21 protein-coding genes are annotated in these 21,989 nt (G+C 62.9%); 19 read left to right on the top strand and 2 right to left on the bottom strand.

The window, feature by feature from the left end; translation table 11 throughout:
- Positions 1–13: 13 nt before the first annotated feature.
- From HMPREF1008_RS09555 to HMPREF1008_RS09535, 5 genes are all read left to right on the top strand, one after another.
- A complete protein-coding gene (locus HMPREF1008_RS09555) occupies positions 14–955 on the top strand; it encodes a DegV family protein (protein WP_009279661.1) in 942 nt (313 codons plus the stop codon).
- 100 nt (positions 956–1,055) lie between these two features.
- Positions 1,056–3,011, top strand: coding sequence for a subtype A tannase (locus HMPREF1008_RS09550; RefSeq protein WP_009279660.1), 1,956 nt, complete (start codon positions 1,056–1,058; stop codon positions 3,009–3,011).
- A gap of 136 nt (positions 3,012–3,147) precedes the next feature.
- Positions 3,148–3,639 carry a CarD family transcriptional regulator gene (locus HMPREF1008_RS09545; protein ID WP_009279659.1) on the top strand — a complete coding sequence of 164 codons (492 nt, stop codon included), beginning with the start codon at positions 3,148–3,150 and terminating at the stop codon, positions 3,637–3,639.
- Between the two features lie 129 nt (positions 3,640–3,768).
- Positions 3,769–4,065, top strand: a complete 297-nt coding sequence (locus HMPREF1008_RS09540; RefSeq protein ID WP_009279658.1) for an ACT domain-containing protein — start codon at positions 3,769–3,771, stop codon at positions 4,063–4,065.
- Between the two features lie 65 nt (positions 4,066–4,130).
- The gene (locus HMPREF1008_RS09535; RefSeq protein WP_009279657.1) at positions 4,131–5,585 is read left to right on the top strand and encodes a citrate synthase; all 1,455 of its coding nucleotides are present in this window, start codon (positions 4,131–4,133) and stop codon (positions 5,583–5,585) included.
- 8 nt (positions 5,586–5,593) lie between these two features.
- Here the strand turns inward: HMPREF1008_RS09535 and HMPREF1008_RS09530 are convergent, their stop codons facing one another.
- On the bottom strand, positions 5,594–6,469 hold the full coding sequence (locus HMPREF1008_RS09530) for a MurR/RpiR family transcriptional regulator (protein WP_009279656.1): 876 nt from the start codon (positions 6,467–6,469) through the stop codon (positions 5,594–5,596).
- A 229-nt stretch (positions 6,470–6,698) separates the two neighbouring features.
- Between HMPREF1008_RS09530 and gndA the strand changes: the two genes are divergently transcribed.
- The 13 genes from gndA (at position 6,699) to HMPREF1008_RS09465 (ending at position 17,667) form a co-directional block, all read left to right on the top strand.
- Positions 6,699–8,132: an NADP-dependent phosphogluconate dehydrogenase gene (gene gndA, locus HMPREF1008_RS09525; RefSeq protein WP_009279655.1), complete on the top strand. Its 1,434-nt coding sequence runs from the start codon at positions 6,699–6,701 to the stop codon at positions 8,130–8,132.
- Between the two features lie 121 nt (positions 8,133–8,253).
- Positions 8,254–9,048: a PTS sugar transporter subunit IIC gene (locus HMPREF1008_RS09520; protein ID WP_009279654.1), complete on the top strand. Its 795-nt coding sequence runs from the start codon at positions 8,254–8,256 to the stop codon at positions 9,046–9,048.
- A gap of 29 nt (positions 9,049–9,077) precedes the next feature.
- A complete protein-coding gene (locus HMPREF1008_RS09515) occupies positions 9,078–10,013 on the top strand; it encodes a PTS system mannose/fructose/sorbose family transporter subunit IID (protein WP_009279653.1) in 936 nt (311 codons plus the stop codon).
- A gap of 9 nt (positions 10,014–10,022) precedes the next feature.
- The gene (locus tag HMPREF1008_RS09510) at positions 10,023–10,439 is read left to right on the top strand and encodes a PTS sugar transporter subunit IIA (protein WP_009279652.1); all 417 of its coding nucleotides are present in this window, start codon (positions 10,023–10,025) and stop codon (positions 10,437–10,439) included.
- A 5-nt stretch (positions 10,440–10,444) separates the two neighbouring features.
- Positions 10,445–10,939: a PTS sugar transporter subunit IIB gene (locus tag HMPREF1008_RS09505; protein ID WP_009279651.1), complete on the top strand. Its 495-nt coding sequence runs from the start codon at positions 10,445–10,447 to the stop codon at positions 10,937–10,939.
- 4 nt (positions 10,940–10,943) lie between these two features.
- Entirely contained in the window at positions 10,944–11,918 is a 975-nt protein-coding gene (locus HMPREF1008_RS09500) for a D-isomer specific 2-hydroxyacid dehydrogenase family protein (protein WP_009279650.1), read from the top strand.
- Between the two features lie 86 nt (positions 11,919–12,004).
- Complete coding sequence (locus HMPREF1008_RS09495) at positions 12,005–12,721, top strand: HAD family phosphatase (protein ID WP_009279649.1); 717 nt, start codon at positions 12,005–12,007, stop codon at positions 12,719–12,721.
- Between the two features lie 16 nt (positions 12,722–12,737).
- On the top strand, positions 12,738–13,334 hold the full coding sequence (locus tag HMPREF1008_RS09490) for a hypothetical protein (RefSeq protein WP_009279648.1): 597 nt from the start codon (positions 12,738–12,740) through the stop codon (positions 13,332–13,334).
- A 123-nt stretch (positions 13,335–13,457) separates the two neighbouring features.
- Complete coding sequence (locus HMPREF1008_RS09485) at positions 13,458–14,120, top strand: bifunctional 4-hydroxy-2-oxoglutarate aldolase/2-dehydro-3-deoxy-phosphogluconate aldolase (protein ID WP_009279647.1); 663 nt, start codon at positions 13,458–13,460, stop codon at positions 14,118–14,120.
- Between the two features lie 51 nt (positions 14,121–14,171).
- Entirely contained in the window at positions 14,172–15,269 is a 1,098-nt protein-coding gene (locus HMPREF1008_RS09480; RefSeq protein ID WP_009279646.1) for an iron-containing alcohol dehydrogenase family protein, read from the top strand.
- A 42-nt stretch (positions 15,270–15,311) separates the two neighbouring features.
- Entirely contained in the window at positions 15,312–16,151 is an 840-nt protein-coding gene (locus tag HMPREF1008_RS09475; RefSeq protein WP_009279645.1) for an HAD family hydrolase, read from the top strand.
- A gap of 51 nt (positions 16,152–16,202) precedes the next feature.
- Entirely contained in the window at positions 16,203–16,496 is a 294-nt protein-coding gene (locus tag HMPREF1008_RS09470; protein WP_009279644.1) for a UxaA family hydrolase, read from the top strand.
- The gene (locus HMPREF1008_RS09465) at positions 16,489–17,667 is read left to right on the top strand and encodes a UxaA family hydrolase (protein ID WP_009279643.1); all 1,179 of its coding nucleotides are present in this window, start codon (positions 16,489–16,491) and stop codon (positions 17,665–17,667) included. Before HMPREF1008_RS09470 ends, HMPREF1008_RS09465 begins: the two co-directional genes overlap by 8 nt.
- Positions 17,668–17,783: 116 nt before the next feature.
- Here HMPREF1008_RS09465 and HMPREF1008_RS09460 read toward each other — a convergent pair whose 3' ends face one another.
- Entirely contained in the window at positions 17,784–20,051 is a 2,268-nt protein-coding gene (locus tag HMPREF1008_RS09460; RefSeq protein ID WP_009279642.1) for a KUP/HAK/KT family potassium transporter, read from the bottom strand.
- 334 nt (positions 20,052–20,385) lie between these two features.
- Here HMPREF1008_RS09460 and HMPREF1008_RS09455 point away from each other — a divergent pair, with 334 nt between their 5' ends.
- Positions 20,386–21,921 (top strand): S10 family peptidase, encoded by a 1,536-nt coding sequence (locus HMPREF1008_RS09455; protein ID WP_009279641.1) that lies wholly within the window; start codon positions 20,386–20,388, stop codon positions 21,919–21,921.
- Positions 21,922–21,989: the final 68 nt, after the last annotated feature.

Below are 21,989 nucleotides of genomic sequence, written 5' to 3'. Positions count from 1 at the left end.
CCGAGGAGGATGCATGCCAGCGAAGTTCAACCTGATGACGGATTCGCCCTGCGACTTCACGCAGCAGATGGTGGAGGACTCCGGCATACGCTGCCTGCACTTCAGTTACACCGAGGCCGGCCGTGAGGGCGGGCTCAGCGGCGAGGACGACCTCTTCCAAAGCCGTGACCCCCACAGCTTCTACGAGGAGATTCGCAAGGGCGCCTGCCCCATGACCTCCCAACCCTCCCAGCTGGAGTTCGAGCGCGCCTTCCGCGAGGCGGCGGAACTCGAGCTCCCTACCGTCTACCTCTGCTTCTCGAGCGGCATCTCGGGCTGCTACGAGGGGGCCCAGACGGCGCTCGCGCGTCTGGAGGAGGAGGTGGGCCACAGCCTGCCCATCAGCATCGTCGACCTCAAGCTGGGATCGACGGCGCAGTACCTCTTCGTGGTCGAGGCGATCCGCCAGCGTGACAAGGGCCTCACGGCAGACCAGATGGTCCGCTGGGCGGAGGAGGCGCGCTACTTCGTGCAGACCATCTTCATGGTGGACGACCTGGACGCCCTGCATCGCGGCGGGCGCGTTCCCAAGTCGGTCGCCGTCTTGGGCGGGGCCCTGGACGTGAAGCCCCTTCTCACCTTTGACCTCGACGGGGCGCTCAGCGTCATCGGCATCTCGCGTGGGCGCAAGAAGGGTCTGCGCAAGCTGGCCTCCTTCTACGAGCGGAACCACAACGACGACCTCTTCTCCAACGTGGTGGCCATCGGCAATGCCGACTGCCCCCGCGACGCCGACCGCCTCGCGGACATCATCCACAAGGGCAACGACTCGGCCGTCACCATGATCTCGACCATAGGGCCGACCATCGGCTGCCACGTCGGCCCCGGCATGGTCTCGTGCTGCTTCTGGGGAGAGGACCGCCGCCACGGGGCGTCGGTGGCAGACCAGATCTCACGGAGCGTCCGAGACCAGTAGCGCGGACGCCGGGCGACCGCGCCACCACGTCATGGGGCGCGCCGTCCGGCACGAACGTCAGATACGGCGCGCAGGGGAGCGCACGCAACTAGGAGGACAAATGAACGCCAGCAGAAGAGACTTCCTCGCCCTCTCGGCCGTAACCGCGGGCCTGGGCCTCGCCGCCTGCGCGCGCCCCGGCGGGCAGACGGGCGACCAGGCCACTGACCAGCAGCAGGAGCAGCCTTCCGTCGACCTCGAGGAGTTCGAGGGCCTGGCGCTCAAGGAGGACGCCTGGAAGTACGACGCCGCCAACGACTGCTACTACCAGCTGGGCGTCAAGTACTGCCTGAAGCCCGGCAGCGAGCCCTATGAGTCCCTGGCCATCTTCGTGCCGGGCGCCTACTTCGACGCGCAGAAGTCGGGCGAGAGCTACAAGTGCACGGTGAAGTCGGACGCCACCCTGGCCGGACTCACCCCCAAGACGGCGCCCGTCGTCATGCCTGTGAACTCCGCCCGCCTCAACGCCCAGGCCTGCCCCACTTCCTACTCCTACGACGGCCTGAGCCGCTACCTCTCTGCCGGCATGGTGTACGTCTATGCGGGCTTCCGCGGTCGCTCCGCAGGAATCGCGAGCGACTCCCAGGACCTCTATCCGGGCGGTGCGCCCTGGCCGGTCGTCGACCTCAAGGCGGCCGTGCGCTACCTGCGCTACAACGCCTCCAAGCTCCCCGCCAACCTGGACCGCATCTTCGTCGCGGGCTACGGCGCGGGCGGCGGCGTCTCGGCGGTCCTCGGTGCGGGCGGGGACTCCGCGCTCTACCAGAAGTACCTGGAGGCCATCGGCGCCGTGACGCACGACCACGAGGGCAACGCGGTGTCCGACGCCATCTGCGGCTCCGCCTCCTGGTGTCCCGTCACCTCCTTCGACACCGCTGACGGGGCGTACGAATGGATGATGGGCCAGTTCTCCACCACGGGGACGCGCAAGGAGGGCAGCTGGACCGCCCAGCTCTCGCACGACCTCGCCGACTCCTACGGCGACTACGTGAACCAGCTTGGCCTGACGGACAACGAGGGCAACGCCCTCGGGCTCGAGGAGACCTCGGACGGGAGCTACCTTGCGGGCGAGTACTACGACCAGCTGCTAGGCTGCATCGAGGACGGTGCGAGCAGCTTCCTCTCCAGCACTGAGTTCCCCTACACCTACACGCCCGCCCGCATGTCCGACTCCTGCTTCCCGGGCGACCCCAACCTCGCCGCCTCGGGTGCGGACGAGATCGACGCCCTGAGCTCCGCCAGCTCCACGTCCACGACCTCTGGTGCGGGCACGTCCGGGACGGGCGGAGATGGTACGGGGGCGGAGTCGTCTTCGGCCGGATCCGCGTCGGCCACCGGCGTCTCCCAGGTGCAGTCCACGGTCTATGAGTCTCTGGGTAGCTACCTCTCTGCCCTCAACTCGGACTCGCGTTGGATCACCTACAGCAGCTCGCGCCAGACCGCGCGCATCACGGAGCTTTGGGACTTCGTCGCGAAGTGCCGCCCGGCACAGAAGGAGGTCTGCGCCTTCGACGCGCTGGACCGCTCTACCATGGCGAACCAGCTCTTTGGCATCGACGCCGAGTCCACCCTTCACTTCGACCGCACGGTGTCGGACCTCCTGGCCAATAACCAGGTGAGCTACGCGACCTTCGAGGGCTGGGACGGCAGCTACGTGAGCTCCTGGAGCGCGGACGTCGTGAAGAAGGACGCCTTGGGCGTGAGCATGGCCGACCGAGTCCAGTCCATGAACCCGCTGTACCACATCTGTGGCAGCTACGAGGGCTTCGGACAGGCTAAGGTCGCCCCACACTGGCGCATCAACACGGGGCTCTTCCAGACCGAGTCCGCGCTCTGTGGGGAGCTCAACCTCGCGCGCGCCCTCTCGGCCTACGACGGCGTCAGGGACGTCGCCTTCACCCCGGTGTGGGGGAGGGGCTACGAGCTCGCCGAGGCCTCGGGAGACCCGCAGGACAGGCTTGTCGCCTGGGTCCTCTCCTGCCTGGAGTCCGAGGCTGCCGCCGTTCAGGCAAGTTAGGCTATCGCCGAGAAGGAAACAAATAAAGATACGGCTACCCTTACCTGAGTGCAAGAGTAAACAGAGCAGAATTTGAGATTTTCTCCCCTTCCGTGATAGACTCGAAGAAGCCGAACACGGAAGGGGTGCCATCTGCATGTATGAGGTAGGGGAGTACATCGTTCATCCGGGCCAGGGCGTCTGCAGGGTGGATGAGGTGGTCGATGACCCCCAGCCCAGCTATCAGCTCATGCCCGTGGGCGTGAGGCATCCCATGCGCATCAGCTTCCCCATTGCGAGCGAGTCGCGCCTGCGCCCCATCCTCACCCACGACGAGGCGATGACCCTCATCGGCGAGTATCCCGACCTGGACGTCGTGGAGCTCGGTCCCAACAACAACGCCATGGAGGAGCACTTCAAGAACAAGATCCGCCGCGGCAGCTGTCGTGACTCCGTGCGCGTGGCGAAGACCTTCCGCCGCCGCATCGCGCAGGTTAGGGCCAACAACAAGAAGCCGCCCGTGGCGTACGAGCGCATCCTCAAGCAGGCGCGCGAGCGCTCCCTGCAGGAGCTTGCGGTGGCCTTGGACTCCACCAAGGAGGACGTGCAGCAGCTCTTCGCCCAGCGCGAGGAGGCCGCCACGGCCTAGGTTACGCTTGTGCACCCGCTTGGCCCGTCCGGCCGGGACGGGGGCGGGACTGCCATACAATGGTATGACGCAGAACCAGCGTGGGCGCCGATGCGGTGCCCACGCGCTCTTTGAGGGGAGAAACGCCACATGGCGGTAGCAGACGAAGCCTCCAAGTCCCGTGCCATCATCACCGTCTTGGGCAGTGACCGCCCGGGCATCGTGGCCGCGGTCACGGCGGCGCTCGCGCATCACGGCGCAAACATCCTGGACATCTCCCAGACGATCCTGCAGGGTACCTTCACCATGACCATGCTGGTCGACCTGGCCGACTCCAAGGTCGACTTCTCCGCGCTCCAGGACGAGCTGAGCGGCCTCTCGGGTGAGCTGGGCGTGCAGACCAACATGCAGCGCGAGGAAGTCTTCAACTTCATGTACCGCCTCTAGCGCGGCCAGCCGCAGCGGCGCCCCCGCGCGCAATGGCGGCAGACGAGAGGAGCGTGGAAAGAGACATGCCCAAGAGCCCCCTGACGCATCGGGCTAGGAGCTTCCTCACCTCGAAGGACACCTCCGCCCTGAGCCACATAGCCGACGCCTACCCCATGCCCTCCGAGGGGCTGGGGCGTCCCGCCGCGTCCGATGGCCTCTACGAAGGCATGCAGCGTGCGGACAGGCTCCCGGACGAGCTCTACGAGCGCTACGACGTGAAGCGCGGCCTGCGCAACGCCGACGGCTCCGGGGTGCTTGTGGGCCTCACCACCATCTCGAACGTGCACGGCTATAACAAGGTGGACGGGCGCCTCGTCCCCGACCGCGGGGACCTCAGGTACCGTGGCTACTCCATCTCGGACCTTGTGGAGGGAAGCCACGCCGACGACCGCTTCGGCTACGAGGAGGTGGCCTACCTCCTCCTCTCCGGTGCCCTGCCCATCCAGGCGGAGCTCGACGACTTCCGTGCGCGCATCGACTCCCGCCGACAGCTGCCCGAGGGCTACCTGGACATCTTCCCGCGCGTCACCTACAGCCACTCCATCATGAACGTGCTGCAGCGCGCGACCCTCCTGCTCTACGCCTTCGACCGCAACCCGGACGACACCTCGCCCGAGCACGAGATAGACGTGGCGCTCTCGCTTCTGGGCCGCTGGCCCCGCGTGGCGAGCGTTGCGCACCAGGCCTACGTCGCCTCGAACGAGGGGGTGCGCCTGCGCGTGCCTCCCGCCCGAGAGGGCTACTCCATGGCCGAGACCATCCTGGACGTGCTGCGGGGGGACGAGGGCTTCAGCAGGAGCGAGGCCATGCTCCTCGACGCCATGCTCATGCTGCACGCGGAGCATGGCGGCGGCAACAACTCGAGCTTCACCTGCCGCGTGCTGAGCTCTTCGGGCACGGACGCCTACAGCGCCTACGCCGCCGCGCTGGGCTCCCTCAAGGGCCCCAAGCATGGGGGAGCCAACTACAAGGCAGGGGAGATGATCGAGGACATAGCCGCTCACGTGGGCGACTGGTCGAGCGACACGCAGGTGGCGGACTACCTCACGCGCATCCTGGGGCGCGAGGCCTTCGACGGGACCGGCCTCATATACGGCCTGGGGCATGCCGTATACACCGTGAGCGACCCGCGCGCCGAGGTCGTGCGCGAGCAGGCGAGGAAGCTTGCGGAGGAGAAGGGGGAGCTGGACAAGCTCGAGCTCATTGGCCGCGTGGAGAGGCTTGGCCCCGAGCTCATGCGCGAGGTGCGCGGCATCACCAAGCCCATCAGCACCAACATCGACCTCTACACCGGCTTCGTGTACTCCATGCTAGGCATCCCCAAGGACCTCTACACGCCCATCTTCGCCATGGCCCGCTGCGCCGGTTGGGCGGCCCATCGCATGGAGGAGCTCTATGGCGCCGCGCGCATCATACGTCCCGCCTACCGTTCGGTCATGGGGGACTCCGCCTACGTCCCCATAGGCAGGAGGGGCTAGGCTCGCTCCTAGAGGGGGTCCATCTGGCCCGAGTAGTCTGCCTTCGTGGTCGCAATCGCCCGGCGCATCTTGTGCAGGGTCTCTGATACCTGGGGCATCCTGAACATCACTGCCGTGTAGAGCGTGTCGATGAGGACGAGCTGGGAGATGCGGCTGGAGAGCGACTCGGAGCGATAGCCCGTCTCGTCCGAGATGGAGACGAGGACCACGTCCGCATTCTCCAACAGCTTGCTCGAGGGGTAGCTCGTGATGACGATGGTGCGCGCGCCCGCATCCTTTGCTATGGCGGAGAGGTGGATCATCTCCTTGGTGAGCCCGGTGTGGCTGATGATGATGGCGCAGTCTTCCGGCCCCATGACGGATGCCTGCATGAGCTGCAGGTGGTAGTCTTGGGCGAACTGGGAGCGCAGGGGAGAGCGAAGGAACTTCTGGTATGAGTCATAGGCGACTGCGTTCGACTCTCCACAGCCGTGGAATGACACTCGCGTCGACCCCAGGAGTATGTCGACGGCGTTCGATATCGCTTCGGGGTCCTGCAGGCGCAACGTGTCTTCGAGAGACTTGATGCTTGACTGGAACACGTGCTGGGTTACGGTCGGGATGTCGTCGTCCGGGCAAATGTTCTCGTGGATGGACGTCTGCGGGTCGTAGGCATCTGCGAGAAGGTCGTCACGGAATTCCCTGAATCCCTGGTAGCCTAACCGCTTCGCGAACTTGAAGATGGTCGAGTCCGCAAGTCGGAGCTTCGAGGCCATCTCGCTGATCGTCATTCGGGAGGCCTCGACGGGATTGGCAAGGATGAACTGAGCAATTTTCTGCTCCTTCGGCGTGAAGGTCGAAGAAGAGGACTTGATTCTGAGCAGCACGGCAGGGGTTGCGCTCATTGCGCTCGTCCAATCTCAAGAGTAGAACGTCGCTTTTAATAAAAGCAATTATAAAAAATACCTGCAATATTATCGCCTGAATGACCTGCCACCGCAAATCGCGACAAAAAACAAAAAAATTTCGACACCAAATACTAAATTGGAAAAAACTAGTCTAGAATATGACGAGTCTCAGGAGTTCATGTGTGGTTTGCGTTGTCCAGAAGGATCTCTTTGAAAGGGGAGCGCCATGGGCAGTTACGTGGGAATCATCGGAATGGGAGTGATGGGCCAGAGTCTTGCCCTCAACATCGCCAATCATGGCTATACCGTCTCGGTCTACAACCGTCACGGCGAGGCGACCAAGGACTTCATGGAGAGTCGCGTGAAGGCCCAGAAGGACAAGGTCACCGCAACATACGAGCTCAAGGACTTCGTGGACTCGCTTGAGGCTCCCCGCAAGATCATCCTCATGGTGAAGGCCGGTCCCGTGGTCGATGCGGTCACCGACAGCCTCCTTCCCTTCCTCAGCGAGGGCGACATCGTCGTCGACGCCGGGAACTCCTATTACAAGGACACGAGTCGCCGCATGGCGGACTATGCCGAGAAGGGAATCAGCTTCTTTGGCATGGGCGTATCCGGAGGCGAGAAGGGCGCTCTCGTCGGTCCGTCCATCATGCCCAGCGGTGACAAGAATCTCTATGACAACTACCTTGGCAAGCTGCTGACCGACATTTCGGCCCATACCGAGGACGGCAGCCCCTGCTGCGACTACATCGGTCCGGAGGGCTCCGGCCAGTACGTCAAGATGGTGCACAACGGCATCGAGTACGGTGACATCCAGATCATCGACGAGGCCTACTTCATCATGAAGAACGTGCTCGGCATGAGCAACGCCGAGATGGCAGACACCTTCGAGAGCTGGAACAACGGCCGCTTGGATTCCTTCCTGATAGAGATAACCTACAAGATCCTACGCGAGAGGGACCCCGACACGGGTGACGACCTCATTGACCACATCCTGGACGAGGCCGCCCAAAAGGGCACGGGCATGTGGACGGCAATCGAGGGCCTCGAGATGCACATGGCGATTCCCACCATGGCGGAGGCCGTATTCGCACGTAACCTCTCTGCCGTGAAGGACGAGCGCGTCATCGCCTCCAAGGTATTTGCCGACAAGCCTGCCGTGAACGTCGAGGACAGGGGGGCGTTGCTCGCGGACCTCGAGCAGGCGGTGTACGCGAGCAAGATCATGTCCTACGCGCAGGGGTTCCAGCTCCTTGACAAGGCGTCCCGCGAGCATGACTGGAACCTCAAGCTTGGAGACATCGCCCTACTCTGGCGCGAGGGCTGCATCATTCGCGCGAAGTTCCTCGGCCGCATCAAGGCGGCATATGACCAGAGTGACGGCAAGGTTCAGAACCTCATGCTCACCGACGAGTTTCGCGACGAGATAAAGGCTGCCGTGCCTGGTTGGCGACGTGTGGTCGTCAAGGCCATCGAGGCCGGCGTCTATGTCCCGACCCTTGCCAACTCCCTTATGTACTTCGATGGCTATACGAGTGAGTTTCTCTCTGCAAATCTCTGCCAGGCACAGCGAGATTGGTTCGGAGCCCACACCTACCACCGCGATGACCAGCCTCACGAGCTTTCCTTCCACCACAAGTGGGAGGAGCTGGACTAGCGGCGAGCGCAGGATGCTCTCGTACGAGGGGAGGCGAGGGACAAGGAAGAAGTGCCTCAGCTTCGGAGTTCCATTCGCCGTTGAGGCGAATGAGCAAGGAACCTAATCGAAAGGAAGCAACATGAGTGTTATCCAAGCGCTGCTTATTGCTTTGTTCGTGGCGGCAGTCGAGTCGCGTGCTTTGGGCTACGCTACGCTCACCATGCGTTTCTCCCCCCTCATGACGGGCATGTGGGTCGGTCTGGTGCTGGGCAACATGCCCCTTGCGATGGTCACCACCGCTGCAATTCAGCTCATCTACATGGGCGTCGTCGCACCTGGCGGTCCCCTCCCCTCCGAGCCCTCGATCTCTGCCGCAGTTGCCGTCTCCGCAGCCGTCATCGGCAATCTTGACGCCAACGCAGCGGTTGCCATCGCCGTCCCCGTCGGACTGCTTGGTAGCTATCTGTACCAGTTCCGCTTCTTCCTGAACACCTTTGCCATTCGCAAGATGGACCAGTACGCCATCGAGGGCGACAGCGCCAAGCTCGGCTTCTGGATTGGTGCGGTCCCGACGCTCATCTCCTTTGCACTGTTCGTGCCCCTCATGTTCATCGCCTTGTACCTTGGCGCTCCCGTCATCTCTGACTTCATGAGCTCCATCAGCAACGGTCCCGTGCTCCACGTGCTCAGCACCGTCGGCGGTGGCCTCGCCGCCCTTGGCATCGCCGTGACCATGCATGTCATCGGCAACCGCTCGCTGCTGCCCTTCTTCTTCCTGGCGTACTTCCTGGTGGTTACCTCCAACACCTTCATCAGCGCCCTCTCGAAGGCGGAGATCACCGTTCCTGCGATCACCACAGTCACTTGGGCCGTCTTTGGCGTGATCATCGCAATTCTCTACTCACTGTTCACTGCCAAGAAGTCAAACGACTAGTCCATCCGACAAAGAAAGGAGCATGAGCCATGAGCGAAGAGAAGACCATCCTGTCCAATGACTACAAGGACTATCTGAACGAAGAGGGCGTCATCGAAGGCGACCCGGCTCTGATGCTTGGCGAAGAGAACGCTCCGGAGGAAATCACCAAGAAGGACCTCCTCAAGGCGTGGTTCCGCGGTTGGTGGGCAAACGAGGTTCCCCACTCCTTCGACCGCATGATTGCACCCGCCTTCCTCTTCGGCCTCATGCCAATTCTCAAGAAGCTCTACAAGAACAAGGTCATGCTGGGTGAGGCCTACCAGCGGCATATGGTGTTCTTCAACACCCAGGCCATTTGGGGTCAGGGCCTCATCACTGGCATCACCGCCTCCCTTGAGGAGGAACGCGCGAAGGCCCTCCACGAGGGCAGGGTCGACGAGGCGATCTCGCCAGAAATCATAAACAGCACCAAGGTCGGCCTCATGGGACCCCTCGCTGGCATCGGTGACTCCATTGACTCTGGTACCGTGCAGTACATCTTCATCGCGATGTTCCTGCCCCTTGCCCAGCAGGGCAGCGCTGCCGGCGCACTTCTGCCCTGGCTCTGCTTCACCACCGCGACGTTCCTCTACGGCTTCGCGTTCGTCCAGCTCGGTCACAGGCTCGGTCGCCGTGCTGCTCTCGAGGTCATGAAGGGCGAGCGCATACGCACCATCATTGATGGCCTGGGCGTCCTTGGCCTGTTCATGATGGGCATCCTCGCCGCAAGCTACGTCAAGCTCTCTTCCCCTCTGGCGTTCGAGCTGAGTGGCAAGACCTTTGCCATCCAGTCGATCCTCGATGGAATCCTTCCTGGTGCGATTCCCCTGGCGGCAGTGGTCGCCCTGTACTTCTACTTCAAGAAGAACGGCCTGAAGATTACCAAGGCCATGCTGATCTACACGGCGGTCCTGATCGTGCTCGGCATTCTGAACGTCCTTTAGGAGGTTGGCGTGAAGGCTAGAAAGGTCCTCGTCATCACCCACGGCCACTTCGGCATCGAGCTCGTCAAGAGCGTCGAGATAATCATGGGCAAGCAGGACTTCATTGATGCCATGGGCCTGGTCCCTGGACAGTCGGTTGACGATTTGCGTCAGCAGGCCTTCGACGTTCTTGCCAAGAACGACGCCGAGGGAGCGGAGACGATCGTCGCATGTGACCTCTTCGGGGGAAGCCCCGGCAACGTCGCTCTCTCCTGTTTGGGCAAAAGCGATTGTAAGGTTGTCCTGGGCGTGAACATGCCTTTCCTGATCGAGCTGATTCAGGACGTGAATGACATCGAGAGCATCGACGAGCTCATTGACACGGCTATGGAGGCGGGGCGCGCTGGACTCATCAAAAAGGACAGAGCAACTCTACTGGAGGGATAGTGACAATGGCTGTTATCAATCTCGCCCGCATCGACGATCGACTGATTCATGGTCAGGTCATGCAGGTCTGGTCCAAGGGACATGGCACCAATGCGATTTTCGTCGTAGATGACGCTACGGCGAGCGACGAGTTCATGAAGGAGATCTACGAGTCGACGCAGTCTACGGGGAACATGAAGATCAAGGTCTTCTCCTCTGATGGAATCGTCGACGAGTGGAACAAGAACCAGTTCGGCGACTACAAGCTCATGCTGGTCTACAAGAGCGCTGCCTACGTCAAGAAGTCCGTCGACGGTGGCATACCTCTGCCCTTCGTAGACGTGGGAGGCATCGCCATCAGGCCCGGTTCCACGCGCATCATACCCTCCGTGGGTCTGAACGAGAAAGATGCAGAGCTGCTCAAGGCTGTTCAGGACAAGGGCGTCGAGGTGTTCTTCCAGAACATCCCCTCGAGCGAGAAGGTCAGCCTGGACGACGCAATCAAGAGGATGGGGAAGTAGCTCCATGGACTATCGCATTGCAATCGTCAACTCTTCATCCTTCGGCCAGTACTTTCCGGAGCATCTGAATCGTCTGAAGGCCATAGGCGAAGTTGTTCGGGTCCGCGTTTCTGGCGATGCTCATGGGCGCGAGCTCGCCGAGGCGCTCAAGGGCTTCAACGTCGTCATTGCGTCGGTCACTCCGTTCTTCGACGCTGAGTTCTTCGAGGCAAAGAGGGATCTGCTCCTGCTGAGCAGACATGGGATAGGGTTCAACAACGTCGACGTCGTCGCAGCGTGCGCGGCGGGGACGCTCGTGACAACCGTCCCACCCAAGGTCGAGCGTGACGCCGTGGCAGAGGGCGCGGTCGCGACCCTGATGGACATCATGCGCAGGGTCAGTGACTCCCACGTTGCAGCAAACGAGGGCCGTTGGGCTGACAGGGCCTCCTTCATCGGGTCCGGCCTGTCGGGAAAGACGCTGGGTATCGTGGGTTGCGGAAACATAGGGTCCCGCATCGTCGAGATTCTGAGCCGTGGCTTCGACATGCGCGTGCTCGCCTGCGATCCTGTGCAACACGAGATGTGGGCAGACGTCCTTGGCGTGGAGTACGTCGACATCGACACGGTAGTGTCCCAGTGCGACGTCCTGACTCTCAACGCGGACCTGAATCCCAGCTCCTTCCACATAATCGGGGAGCGAGAGCTTTCGCTGATGAAGAAGGGTGTCTACGTCGTCGACAACGCTCGAGCGGACCTCATCGACCAACAGGCGATGCTCAGGGCCTTGGACGACGGGACGGTTGCCGGCCTTGCGATCGACGTCATGCACGACGAGCCTCCGGCGTTGGATGACCCCTATTTCAACCATCCCAAGGTTCTCGTTACCACGCACATCTCGGCATATACCGCCGAATGCCTGCATGGCATGGGTGAGAAGTGCGTTGGCGACGTGGAACGCTACGTCAGGGGAGAAGCTCCGGTCAATGCAAAGGACTAGGATGCGGAACCAGTAGGCATACATCTCACAGGAACCGTTCCGGCCAGCTTTTGCCGGAACGGTTCCCTGCGTTTTGAGGAGGGCCGATGAGCCTAATCGAAGGCGTTATCTTTGACATGGACGGGCTCGTGCTGGACACGGAGCGGCTGGGTTACGAGGCGTACCTGCGTTCGGCAAGGAAGTTCGGCTTCCAGGTGAACGATCGGGTCCACATGTATCTTGCCGGTCGCACCGAACCGACGGTCGTGGCAGGGCTCCATGAGCTCTATGGCGACGAGCACGATGTCCAGACGTGGAGGAAGGACATTCTCGCTGAAAAGCGCAAGGTTTTGGAAGAGCATGGGGGCAGGCCGGGAAAGAAGCCTGGCCTTCTAGAGCTGCTCAATTACCTGGCCGAGCGTGGTTTGCCCCATGCCTTGGCCAGCTCTTCCTCAAGGGACCAGGTGAAGAGCCTTCTCTCGAGCGAACATCTCTGTCATGCCTTTCCCCAGATGGTGACGGGCGATATGGTGACTCGCAGCAAGCCTGACCCCGAGATCTTTCTTGATGCTGCGGCACTCCTGGAGGCATCCCCGAATCGTTGCCTCGTGCTCGAGGACAGTGCTGTTGGCATCAAGGCTGCAGTGGCGGGTGGCTTCATTCCCGTGTTCGTCTTCGATGACATCTCCGCCGAAGGACGCGTGGACGGAGACATCAGGGTTCGCATTCCATTGGACAATCCTCATTCTGCCGGATCCCTTGCAAGATATGCTCCCAGAGACCTTTCGGGCGTGATGGGCATCATCGAGGCGTTGGAGTCATAGATTGGATGGTGCGGGTATGGACAAGGTCATCGTCTCGACCGATGTGCGCAAGCTCACTTCGGTCTCCATTTCATATCTTGCGATCGCCTTCGTCGTTCTATGGCTGGGGTTCTTTGCGACGGATTCTCTGGTGATGCGAGTGCTTTGCGCATTCGTGGCGCTCCTCCTCGGTGCCGGAGTCATTCACAACCTGCGACAGATTTCCAAGAGGCGTGTACTGTTCGTCGCAGACGAGCGAGGTGTGACAGACTACACCAAGGAAGACGACGCGCTGTTCATGCCTTGGGAAAGAATCGAGCGCGTGGAGCTCAAGTCCTCCAACTCCAATGAGCTCATGCTCGACGTCGTGGGCTTCAAGCCTTCGGACGAGGTGGAGGGGCTGATCGACGAGCAGCGGCAGGCCCTCGATGATGCCGGAGGAAAGGCGTTCTTCCTCCTGGAGCTTTCTGGGCTCTGGGTGTCACGCTCAAGATTAAGGAATGCCTTCGCCGAGATGAGGACGCTGGGGGAGAGGTATGGGGGGAACGTCCTGTTCCAGGACTTTAAGGACCCGCTTGCATTAGCTGCGGAGAAGAGGTCCCAATCGAAGAAGGACGCTTCGCGCGATAGATAACTACCACCTTACGTAGATCTACGAAGAAAAACGAAAAAAATTTCCTATTCTTTCGAATTAGAAAAATAATTTCGTTATACTGAAGATAGCAGAGGGAAAGTTTCGATTTCCGGGGAGGCCTTCATGGCTGACGGCGCATTCATGAAAGAGAACGGCTTCTACGAAGACGTTGCCCGTTGTGGTGTGGTTCCTGTCGTGGTGCTAGACGATCCGGCTGATGCCGTTCCCCTGGCACGTGCGCTCGAGGAGGGTGGACTTCCTGCGGCGGAGGTGACGTTCAGGACCGCCGCGGCGGCAGAGTGCATCTCGCTGATTTCCCGCGAGTGCCCGGGCGTCCTGGTTGGCGCTGGAACCGTCCTTGACCTGGAGCAGGCAAAGCGTGCCGTCGACGCGGGTGCAAGGTACCTCGTCTCTCCAGGCACGGATCGCGATGTCGTCGAGTGGGCCCTCTCCGAGCATGTGAACGTCATCCCCGCCGGCGTCACGTCCACCGAGATCACCTGGCTGAGGAACCAGGGAATCGATGTGACGAAGTTCTTCCCGGCGAACCTTTTTGGGGGTGCGAAGGCGATTTCGGCACTCGCCTCGGTCTTCGTTGGGCACAAGTTCATGCCCACGGGCGGAGTGAGCCTGGACAACCTCGAGGAGTACCTCTCCAATCCTGCGGTGATTGCGGCAGGGGGAACGTGGATGGTGAAGCCCGCCCTGTTCGCGGACGGCGACTTCTCCGAGGTGACGCGCATCGCGCGAGAGGCGTCGGAACGCGTGTCAGGGATTCGCTCCTAAGGACGCGAGGGCTTTCGCAGTATTCACGCCGTGTGGATGGAGATGAGTGACATGGCAAGCAGCACGACAGAGCTGGACACCGCAATCAAATTCGGAGCAGGAAGGTATCGCCAGGAACGGGGCTTGCTGGCGGAATGTGGCCCCGAGATCGGTCGTTTTGGCAGGCGTCCCCTCGTGGTCGCCGGCCCCAACTCCTGGGAGGCGATGGGAGACGCCCTGATGCGCAGCATGGAGGCGGATGGGCTCAGACCCCAGGTGGAGGTCTACGGGGGATGGTGCTCCTTCGAGGGTGCCGAGGAGCTCGCCGAGAAGGCAAGGAAGTACGGTGCCGACGAGGTCGTCGGCGTTGGCGGGGGCAGGATCATGGACCTCGCCAAGGCAGTCGGCGAGACGGCGGGCCTGGGCACGGTGAACATTCCCACCGCGGCATCGAGCTGTGCCCCCTTCACCTGCATGAGCGTCATGTACACCGCAGAGGGCGGCAAGAAGCTCAGCTGGCGCTTCGACCACGAGATCGACGCATGTCTGATGGACATGGACGTCATCGCGAACTGTCCCATCCGATTTACCGCGGCTGGCATCGTCGACGCCATGGCCAAGCGCATCGAGATGCTGAACGGAAAGCCCGCCCTCAGCCTGGCAGACACCCCCGTCGACATCTTCAGCGCCTACAGCATCGCCGAGTACACCTACAGGGTCCTCAAGGACAACGCCCTCACGGCCATCGAAGACAACCGCAGGCACGAGGCCACCAAGGCACTCAACGACGTGGCGTTCATGAACGTTCCCATCACGGGCGTCATCGCCAACACGACGAAGAGCTTCAAGCAGTCCGAGCTCGCGCACGTGATCTACGACGGCGTGAGGACCATCTTCACCAAAGAGGGCCAGAAGGCCGTCCACGGCGAGATCGTCGGCGTCGGGCTCTTCTGCCAGCTCTACTTCAACGGCCAGCAGGACCAGGTGCAGGAGCTTCGGGAGTTCATGCGTGCCATGGACATGCCGCTCAGCTTCGAGGACCTGGGCATCGAGTCGAGCGACAAGAACCTTGACGCCATCGAGGAGTACATTGTCAACTCGAGGCACTACAACAGCGACGACCCTGATGACCGTCGTCGCCTTCACGAGGCCGTCCATCAGATGGCATAGGTTCGATAGCCAAGGGACTTTGGCTGGCGAGAGGGGAATGCGATGACCGGGATGCCGCGGATGGTCTTCTGTGACTTGGACGGGACCCTTCTCGACGGCAAGAAGCAGATGAGCGACCGCACCCGGAGGGCCCTGCAGAGGCTCGCCGGGTGCGGCATTGGCTTCGTTCCCAGCACGGGTCGTTCCGTGGTGGGCATTCCGCAGGAGGTCATCAATCTCTCTGGCGCTCGTTACGCGATCACGGCCGATGGTGCCACGGTCTGCCAGCTTTCCCACGGCGGGCACACGGACCTTCGCGCCAGCACGATCCCGCGGGACGCGGTCGTCGGCCTCCTGGACCTCGTCGGTCACTCGGCTTCGTACATCGACCTCTTCAGCGAGGGAGAGGCGTATGTCGAGCGGGGGGAGATGCGAAAGCTCGATGGCTTCGGGCTTCTGCCTGGCGACGTGGCATACATCCGCTCCGTCCGCAACGAGATCGACACCACGCTGGTGGACTTCGTTGCCCAGGGACATCCCGTCGAGCGACTCACGGTCTTCTTTGCGGACGAGGGAATGCGTGACGCCGTCTATGGCTTCTCACAAGAAAGAGGGGACCTGGCCTGCTACACCTCCCAGCGGGCGAACATCGAGGTCACGAGTGCCGGGGCGAGCAAGGGCAGTGCCCTGCTCTGGCTTTGCGACCGACTCGGCATACCTGCGGAGGAGACCATCGCGTTCGGGGACTCCCTGAACGACGTCTCGATGCTCAGGGAGGCCGGAGTCGGCGTCGCCATGGTCAACGCCGACGAGGGGGTCAGGGTCCAGGCGGACGACGTCACCCGACTCGCCAACGATGAATCCGGCGTTGCCGAATATCTCGAGGGGCTCCTTCCTGCCTGATTCAAGTCATGCCAGTCGTTCTGGTTCCGTCGCGTCAAGGGGAGGTCAATCGTGCCCTGCAAAGCCCTCTGCCTGCATGCCGACGACGATGTCGCCACCGTGCTGTCGGACGTCGCCATGGGCGACCGCGTCGTGGTGACCGACAGGGCCGGCAATTGCGTGTGCGACCTCGTCTCTCGGGACTCGATCGGTATTTTCCACAAGATCGCCCTGCATCACATTGACGTGGGAGCGGTGGTCCACAAGTACGGAGATGCAATAGGTAGGGCGACCGAGGACATCCTTCCGGGTGGCCACGTTCACGTGCACAACCTGGAGAGCATAAGGACGAGGAAGCATGATTAGCGGATACGTCCGCCCCGGCGGCAAGATGGGCATCCGGAACCACGTGCTCGTCCTCTCGAGCGTGGGCTGCGCCAACAATGTGGTGCGACGCATCGCCCAGCAGGTCGAAGGCTCCGTTGGCGTGGAGAACACCAAGGGGTGCGGCCAGGTGGGAAACGGCATTGAGATCATGCGACGCTGCCTTGCCAACCTGACCCAGAACCCCAACGTCTTCGGGACCCTGCTCGTCGGCTTGGGCTGCGAGAGCACAAAGCCCATGGAACTTGCCGAACAGATCTCTCGGATGAGCGATAAGCCCGTCACGGCCATCACCATCCAGGATTGCGGTGGTTCCCTGAAGGCCGTCGAGGAGGGCGTGCGCATCGCCCGCGGGATGGTGGCTCGAGCCGCCCTTGTCCGGCGCGTCCCGATGCCGTTGAGCAAGCTTGTCTTGGGAACGAACTGCGGCGGCTCGGATGCCACGAGCGGCCTGGCGGCAAACCCCACCATCGGTCTCGTGAGCGATTGGGTCATTGACGGCGGTGGTACCGTCCTCATGGGAGAGACGACCGAGCTCATCGGCGCGGAACACATCCTCTCGCGCCGTGCGGCCTCCAAGGAGGTCTCGGAGGACATCCTGAGGATGGTGGGGCGCCTTGAGGCTGACTTCCTGGCCAATGACATAGACGTGCGTGGTGCGAACCCCTCGCCCGGAAACATGCGCGGCGGCCTGTCGACGCTCGAGGAGAAGTCGCTGGGAGGCATCTCCAAGGGTGGCTCCCATCCCGTCTCGCAGGTGGTCCGGTACGGAGAGGTGCCCTCAAAGGGTGGCTTCGTCCTCATGGACACCCCGGGCTACGACATCGAGTCCGTCTCGGGCATGTCCGCCGGGGGAGCGCAGGTCATGCTCTTCTCCACGGGCAGGGGCACCCCGATAGGGAACCCCCTCATGCCGGTCATAAAGGTGACGGGGAACGCCCGGACCTACCAACGCATGAGGGACAACATCGACTTCGACGCCTCAGGGGCCATAGCGGGTCGATCTACGATGGGGGAGCAGGCGGACGCCCTCAAGAGCATGCTCTGCGACGTCTGCAACGGCACCCCATCCAAGGCGGAGCTCCTGGGATTCGACGACTTTGCCATCTATCACGGGCAGGAGTACTGGTGCGGCTGCGAGTTCGCATCGTAGCCCTGGCATGGCAGCCGGACCCCTGAGGTAGACATAAGGGTCTTCGACAAGACGAGAGGCACCGGACTGCGTCCTCGGTGCCTCTCGTCACTGAATCGCGCATGTGAAGGCTGGTCCTACTCCTCGCCCTCCTCGTCGAAGTAGCCCGCGTCCCCCGAGCCCTCCTCGTCCTCGTCGTCGATCACGAGGGGCCTGAAGCTCGCGGTGTCGCCACCGACGATCTCTTGCTCGACCTCCTCGGCGGCGATGGCGATCTGGCTCTTCATGGTGTCGGTGAAGATGTCGCCCTCCTCCTCGACGGCCTCCTCGGCCGTGACGGGTCGCATGCTGCCGGTGCTGCTCACGCCGGCGATGCGGGTGAGCTTGTGCTGGCGCTTGGACTTGCCGAACAGGGGGACGTGCTCGAAGATCAGGCTCGAGTTCTCGAGGCCGTACCAGCGTGCGGGAGAGCCGCAGATGCGGCGAATCAGGTACTTCAGGGCGATCACGTTGGCGTTCAGGCCCGAGATGTCGGACTCGGGCGAGAGGACCTTGCGGATCAGGCAGAAGCGGAAGTCGCCCACCTGGCTGTGGTCGCGGTAGATCGAGTACTTGTGGTCCTGCGGCGGCAGCTGGCCCGACGACATGAGGTCGGCCACGATCTGGTAGAGGTAGGTGTTGATGCGCTGGTTGACCCTGAAGCCCAGGCGCAGCTGCACCTTGAAGGCGAAGTCGGTGCCGAAGTCGTTCACGATGTACTCGTGGGTGTAGGGCTCGTTGGTGACCTGCACGTTGAGGAAGTAGTACGCCTTGGCGCGCTTGGGCCGCTTGTCCAGGATGGAATAGAGGATGTCGCGGTCCAGCTTGTCGGTCGAGGAGTCGTTGGTCAGGAAGATCAGGTTGTCGGCCACGTAGGGGTAGTCATCGTCGTTGCGCAGGGCGTCCAGCTGGCCGATGTACTTGTTCACGGGCAGGTAGACGGTCTGGGTGTGCTCGACCGCCGTGCCGCGCCTCCACACGTACATGACCACGAAGATCGCCGCCGCCATGAGCACGGTGAAGTAGCCGCCGTGGAAGAACTTGGTCAGGCTCGAGAAGAAGAACATGAACTCGATGGCGCCGAAGAAGACCAGGAAGACCACGGCCAGGGCGCGCCGGCGCCTCACCTGCGAGAGGTAGGTGTAGAGCAGGACGGTGGTCATGAGCATGGTCACCGTGATGGCCAGGCCGTAGGCGGCCTCCATGTGGCTCGAGCGCTGGAAGAGCAGCACGACGAAGATGCAGGCCACCCACATGATGGAGTTGACCAGCGGGATGTAGATCTGGCCGCGGGTCTCGGAGGGGTAGTTGATCTTCATGTGGGGCATGAGGTCCAGGCGGATGGCCTCCGAGACGATGGAGTACGAGCCGGTGATGAGCGCCTGCGAGGCGATGATGGCCGCCAGCGTCGAGAGGATGACGGCGAAGACGCGCAGGTCCTCGGGGACCATCTGGAAGAAGGGGTTGAGGTCCGTGACCCCGGCGAGGTGCTCGTTGCCACGCTGCGAGAGGATCCAGGCGCCCTGGCCCAGGTAGTTGAGGATGAGGCAGACCTTCACGAAGGGCCAGGTCACGTAGATGTTGGGCTTGCCCACGTGCCCCATGTCGGAGTAGAGGGCCTCGGCGCCGGTGGTGCAGAGGAAGACGTTGCCCAAGACCATGAGCCCCACGGCGTTGATGCTGCCGTCAAAGAGGAAGGTGATGCCGCGCAGGGGGTTGAGCGCGCGCAGCACGCCGAAGTCGGCGCCCATGTTGAGCAGGCCGGTGATTCCCAGGAAGAGGAACCACAGCGTCATGGCGGGGCCGAAGATCTTGCCGATGGTGGAGGTGCCGGCACGCTGCAGGGCGAAGAGGGCGCAGAGGATCGCGATGGTGATGGCGATCACGACGTGCTGGTTCTCTCCGATGATGCCATAGAAGAAGTCGATGGTGCGCAGGCCCTCGATGGCGGTGGTCACCGTGACGGCGGGGGTCAGGATGCCGTCGGCGAGAAGGGCCGCCCCGCCGATCATGGCGGGGATGATGAGCCACTTGGCGCAGCGCTTGACCAGGCTGTAGAGGGCGAAGATGCCGCCCTCGTTGTGGTTGTCGGCCTTCATGGCCACCAGGACGTACTTGACGGTGGTGATGAGGGTCAGGGTCCAGATGATGAGCGAGAGCGCACCCAGCACCGTGTCGGTCTGCATGCTCGCGAGGCCGCCGTTGTCGGCCATGATGGCCTTGAGGGTGTACATGGGGCTGGTGCCGATGTCTCCGTACACCACGCCCAGGGTCACCAGGACCATTCCGGCGGAGAGGGGAATCCCGGCGCCCCTCGACCTCGGTCGCCTCTTGGGGGTGGTGGCCGAAAGCTTGTCTTGAATCATGACGCTCCATCCGACGAGGACACGCTGCCCGTGGCGCGTCGCGTCCCGGGCAGGGTTGCCACGCACAAGGCGCAGGCAGCCTACCAGATAAGGATAGTTCAAACCGAGGAACTCTAGCACGACCTGGACCGTCGTTGGACGTCGGGGCCCCTGCTGTGAAGATGTCGTCTTGAGGTCCGGGTTTGCCCAGGTGAGAGGCTGACTTGCGCAACTCGCCCGCCCCGTGGCCGAGCCGACGCATACAATGGCCGGGAATGAGTGTGAGGCCCCTCTCGCCCGTTGGTGCGAGGCGAGGGGAGCCAGGCATCGGCCCTCGGGCCAGTGAGGAGAAACGATGGCAGAGCAGGACGCCACCAACGCCGCGACCGCGCCGCAGGCGGCCACAAGGATTCCCAAGGACAGCTTCATGACCGTGCCGGCGGACCCCCGCCTGGAGACCCCCCAGTCCGCGACGGCCCGCCTCGCGTGGGACGGCTCGGGCGCGAGCGCCGGCGAGCACATCGACTACGACTGCACGGCCGCCCACCTGGACGTGCGCGCGGACACCGGCGCCCTCATCGGGCGCATGTTCTCGATGACCTACGTGGCGGTGGACGACGAGGGCAGGGCGGACGCCGCCCGTCCCGTGACCTTCGCCTACAACGGCGGTCCCGGCTGCGCGAGCGTGCCCATCAACTTTGGCGGCATCGGGCCCCGCCGCGTGCGCACCGACGGCGTCAGCCACCTTGCCCATCCCATCGTGGTCGAGGACAACCCCTGCACTCTGCTGTGCCAGACCGACCTCGTCTTCCTGGACGCCCTGGGCACAGGCTGGTCGAGCGTGGCGGAGGGCGCCGACACCTCCAAGATCTTCGGCGTGGACGGCGACGCGGACGCCTTCGCGCGCGCCATCAGCCAGTGGCTGGAGGAGAACGGCCGCTGGACCAGCCCCGTCTACCTCTTCGGTGAGTCCTACGGCACCGTGCGCAACGCCGTCCTGATGCGCCTCCTGGGCGAGCGCGACGTCAAGCTGGCCGGCGTCACCATGCTCTCGGCCATCTTCGACTGGGTCCAGGTCCAGGAGGGGGAGGACCTCTACCACCTGGGCATGATGCCCACCATGGCCGCGGCAGCGCAGTTCTTCGGCAAGGCGGGGCAGGGCGTGGGTGAGGACGAGTGGTTCCAGCGCGCCATGGACTGGAACGAGGACGTGCTGGCTCCGGCGCTCCTGCGCGGCGACCGGCTTGACCCTGCACGCGAGGACGAGGTCGCGCGCCAGATGGGCGAGTTCATCGGACTTCCCGCCGAGCACATCCGCCGCGCGCGCCTGAGGATCACCCTGGACGACTTCCGCCGCAACATCCTGGCCGACGAGGGGAAGGTCTGCGGCCGGCTCGACATGCGCTTCAGTGCGGACGCGCCGGTGGCCGTCCAGTCGAGCAACGCCTGGTTCGCGGGTGAGGACGCGGCCGACGACGCCGTGGAGTCCAGCTGGACCAGCGCCTTCAGGCGCTTCCTCCACGACGAGCTGGGGTATCGCGGCCCGGCGCGCTACCTCTCGAGCAACTACGAGCGCGTGGGAGTCAACTGGAAGTGGACGCACGAGGAGCCCGGCAAGGACGGAGAGAGCTTCGCGCCCAACGTCGCCTACGACATCGCGGTCGCGATGAGGCGCAACCCCCACATGAAGTTGGCGATCTTGGGAGGGCGCTACGACGCGGCGACCACCTACTGGAACGTGGTCCACGACATGAGCTGCCAGTTCCTCTCGTCCGAGCTCAAGGGACAGGTCGAATGGCACCTCTATGGCTGCGGGCACATGGCCTACGTGGACGTGCCCACGCTCGAGGCCATGTCGCGCGACATGGAGGCCTTCTACAAGAGGGCATAGGCGCGCGCGACCCTACGGAGCTCGCGGCGAAGCATGCGGGGGACAGGCCGTTGGCTTGCCCCCCGCAT

Source organism: Olsenella sp. oral taxon 809 str. F0356, assembly GCF_000233535.1.
GTDB lineage: Bacteria > Actinomycetota > Coriobacteriia > Coriobacteriales > Atopobiaceae > Olsenella_I > Olsenella_I phocaeensis.
The sequence above is the reverse complement of the archived record's forward strand: the minus strand, read 5'-3'. Positions and strand labels throughout refer to the sequence as shown.

Bases quoted from the DNA above. Each gene is read 5' to 3' on its own strand.
- HMPREF1008_RS09530 (WP_009279656.1), bottom strand. From the start codon at position 6,469: ATGAGCGCAACCCCTGCCGTGCTGCTCAGAATCAAGTCCTCTTCTTCG.
- gndA (WP_009279655.1), top strand. From the start codon at position 6,699: ATGGGCAGTTACGTGGGAATCATCGGAATGGGAGTGATGGGCCAGAGT.
- HMPREF1008_RS09455 (WP_009279641.1), top strand. From the start codon at position 20,386: ATGGCAGAGCAGGACGCCACCAACGCCGCGACCGCGCCGCAGGCGGCC.
- HMPREF1008_RS09465 (WP_009279643.1), top strand. From the start codon at position 16,489: ATGATTAGCGGATACGTCCGCCCCGGCGGCAAGATGGGCATCCGGAAC.
- HMPREF1008_RS09500 (WP_009279650.1), top strand. From the start codon at position 10,944: ATGGACTATCGCATTGCAATCGTCAACTCTTCATCCTTCGGCCAGTAC.
- HMPREF1008_RS09540 (WP_009279658.1), top strand. From the start codon at position 3,769: ATGGCGGTAGCAGACGAAGCCTCCAAGTCCCGTGCCATCATCACCGTC.
- HMPREF1008_RS09520 (WP_009279654.1), top strand. From the start codon at position 8,254: ATGAGTGTTATCCAAGCGCTGCTTATTGCTTTGTTCGTGGCGGCAGTC.
- HMPREF1008_RS09545 (WP_009279659.1), top strand. From the start codon at position 3,148: ATGTATGAGGTAGGGGAGTACATCGTTCATCCGGGCCAGGGCGTCTGC.
- HMPREF1008_RS09555 (WP_009279661.1), top strand. From the start codon at position 14: ATGCCAGCGAAGTTCAACCTGATGACGGATTCGCCCTGCGACTTCACG.
- HMPREF1008_RS09480 (WP_009279646.1), top strand. From the start codon at position 14,172: ATGGCAAGCAGCACGACAGAGCTGGACACCGCAATCAAATTCGGAGCA.
- HMPREF1008_RS09475 (WP_009279645.1), top strand. From the start codon at position 15,312: ATGACCGGGATGCCGCGGATGGTCTTCTGTGACTTGGACGGGACCCTT.
- HMPREF1008_RS09490 (WP_009279648.1), top strand. From the start codon at position 12,738: ATGGACAAGGTCATCGTCTCGACCGATGTGCGCAAGCTCACTTCGGTC.
- HMPREF1008_RS09460 (WP_009279642.1), bottom strand. From the start codon at position 20,051: ATGATTCAAGACAAGCTTTCGGCCACCACCCCCAAGAGGCGACCGAGG.
- HMPREF1008_RS09495 (WP_009279649.1), top strand. From the start codon at position 12,005: ATGAGCCTAATCGAAGGCGTTATCTTTGACATGGACGGGCTCGTGCTG.
- HMPREF1008_RS09550 (WP_009279660.1), top strand. From the start codon at position 1,056: ATGAACGCCAGCAGAAGAGACTTCCTCGCCCTCTCGGCCGTAACCGCG.
- HMPREF1008_RS09485 (WP_009279647.1), top strand. From the start codon at position 13,458: ATGGCTGACGGCGCATTCATGAAAGAGAACGGCTTCTACGAAGACGTT.
- HMPREF1008_RS09535 (WP_009279657.1), top strand. From the start codon at position 4,131: ATGCCCAAGAGCCCCCTGACGCATCGGGCTAGGAGCTTCCTCACCTCG.
- HMPREF1008_RS09505 (WP_009279651.1), top strand. From the start codon at position 10,445: ATGGCTGTTATCAATCTCGCCCGCATCGACGATCGACTGATTCATGGT.
- HMPREF1008_RS09515 (WP_009279653.1), top strand. From the start codon at position 9,078: ATGAGCGAAGAGAAGACCATCCTGTCCAATGACTACAAGGACTATCTG.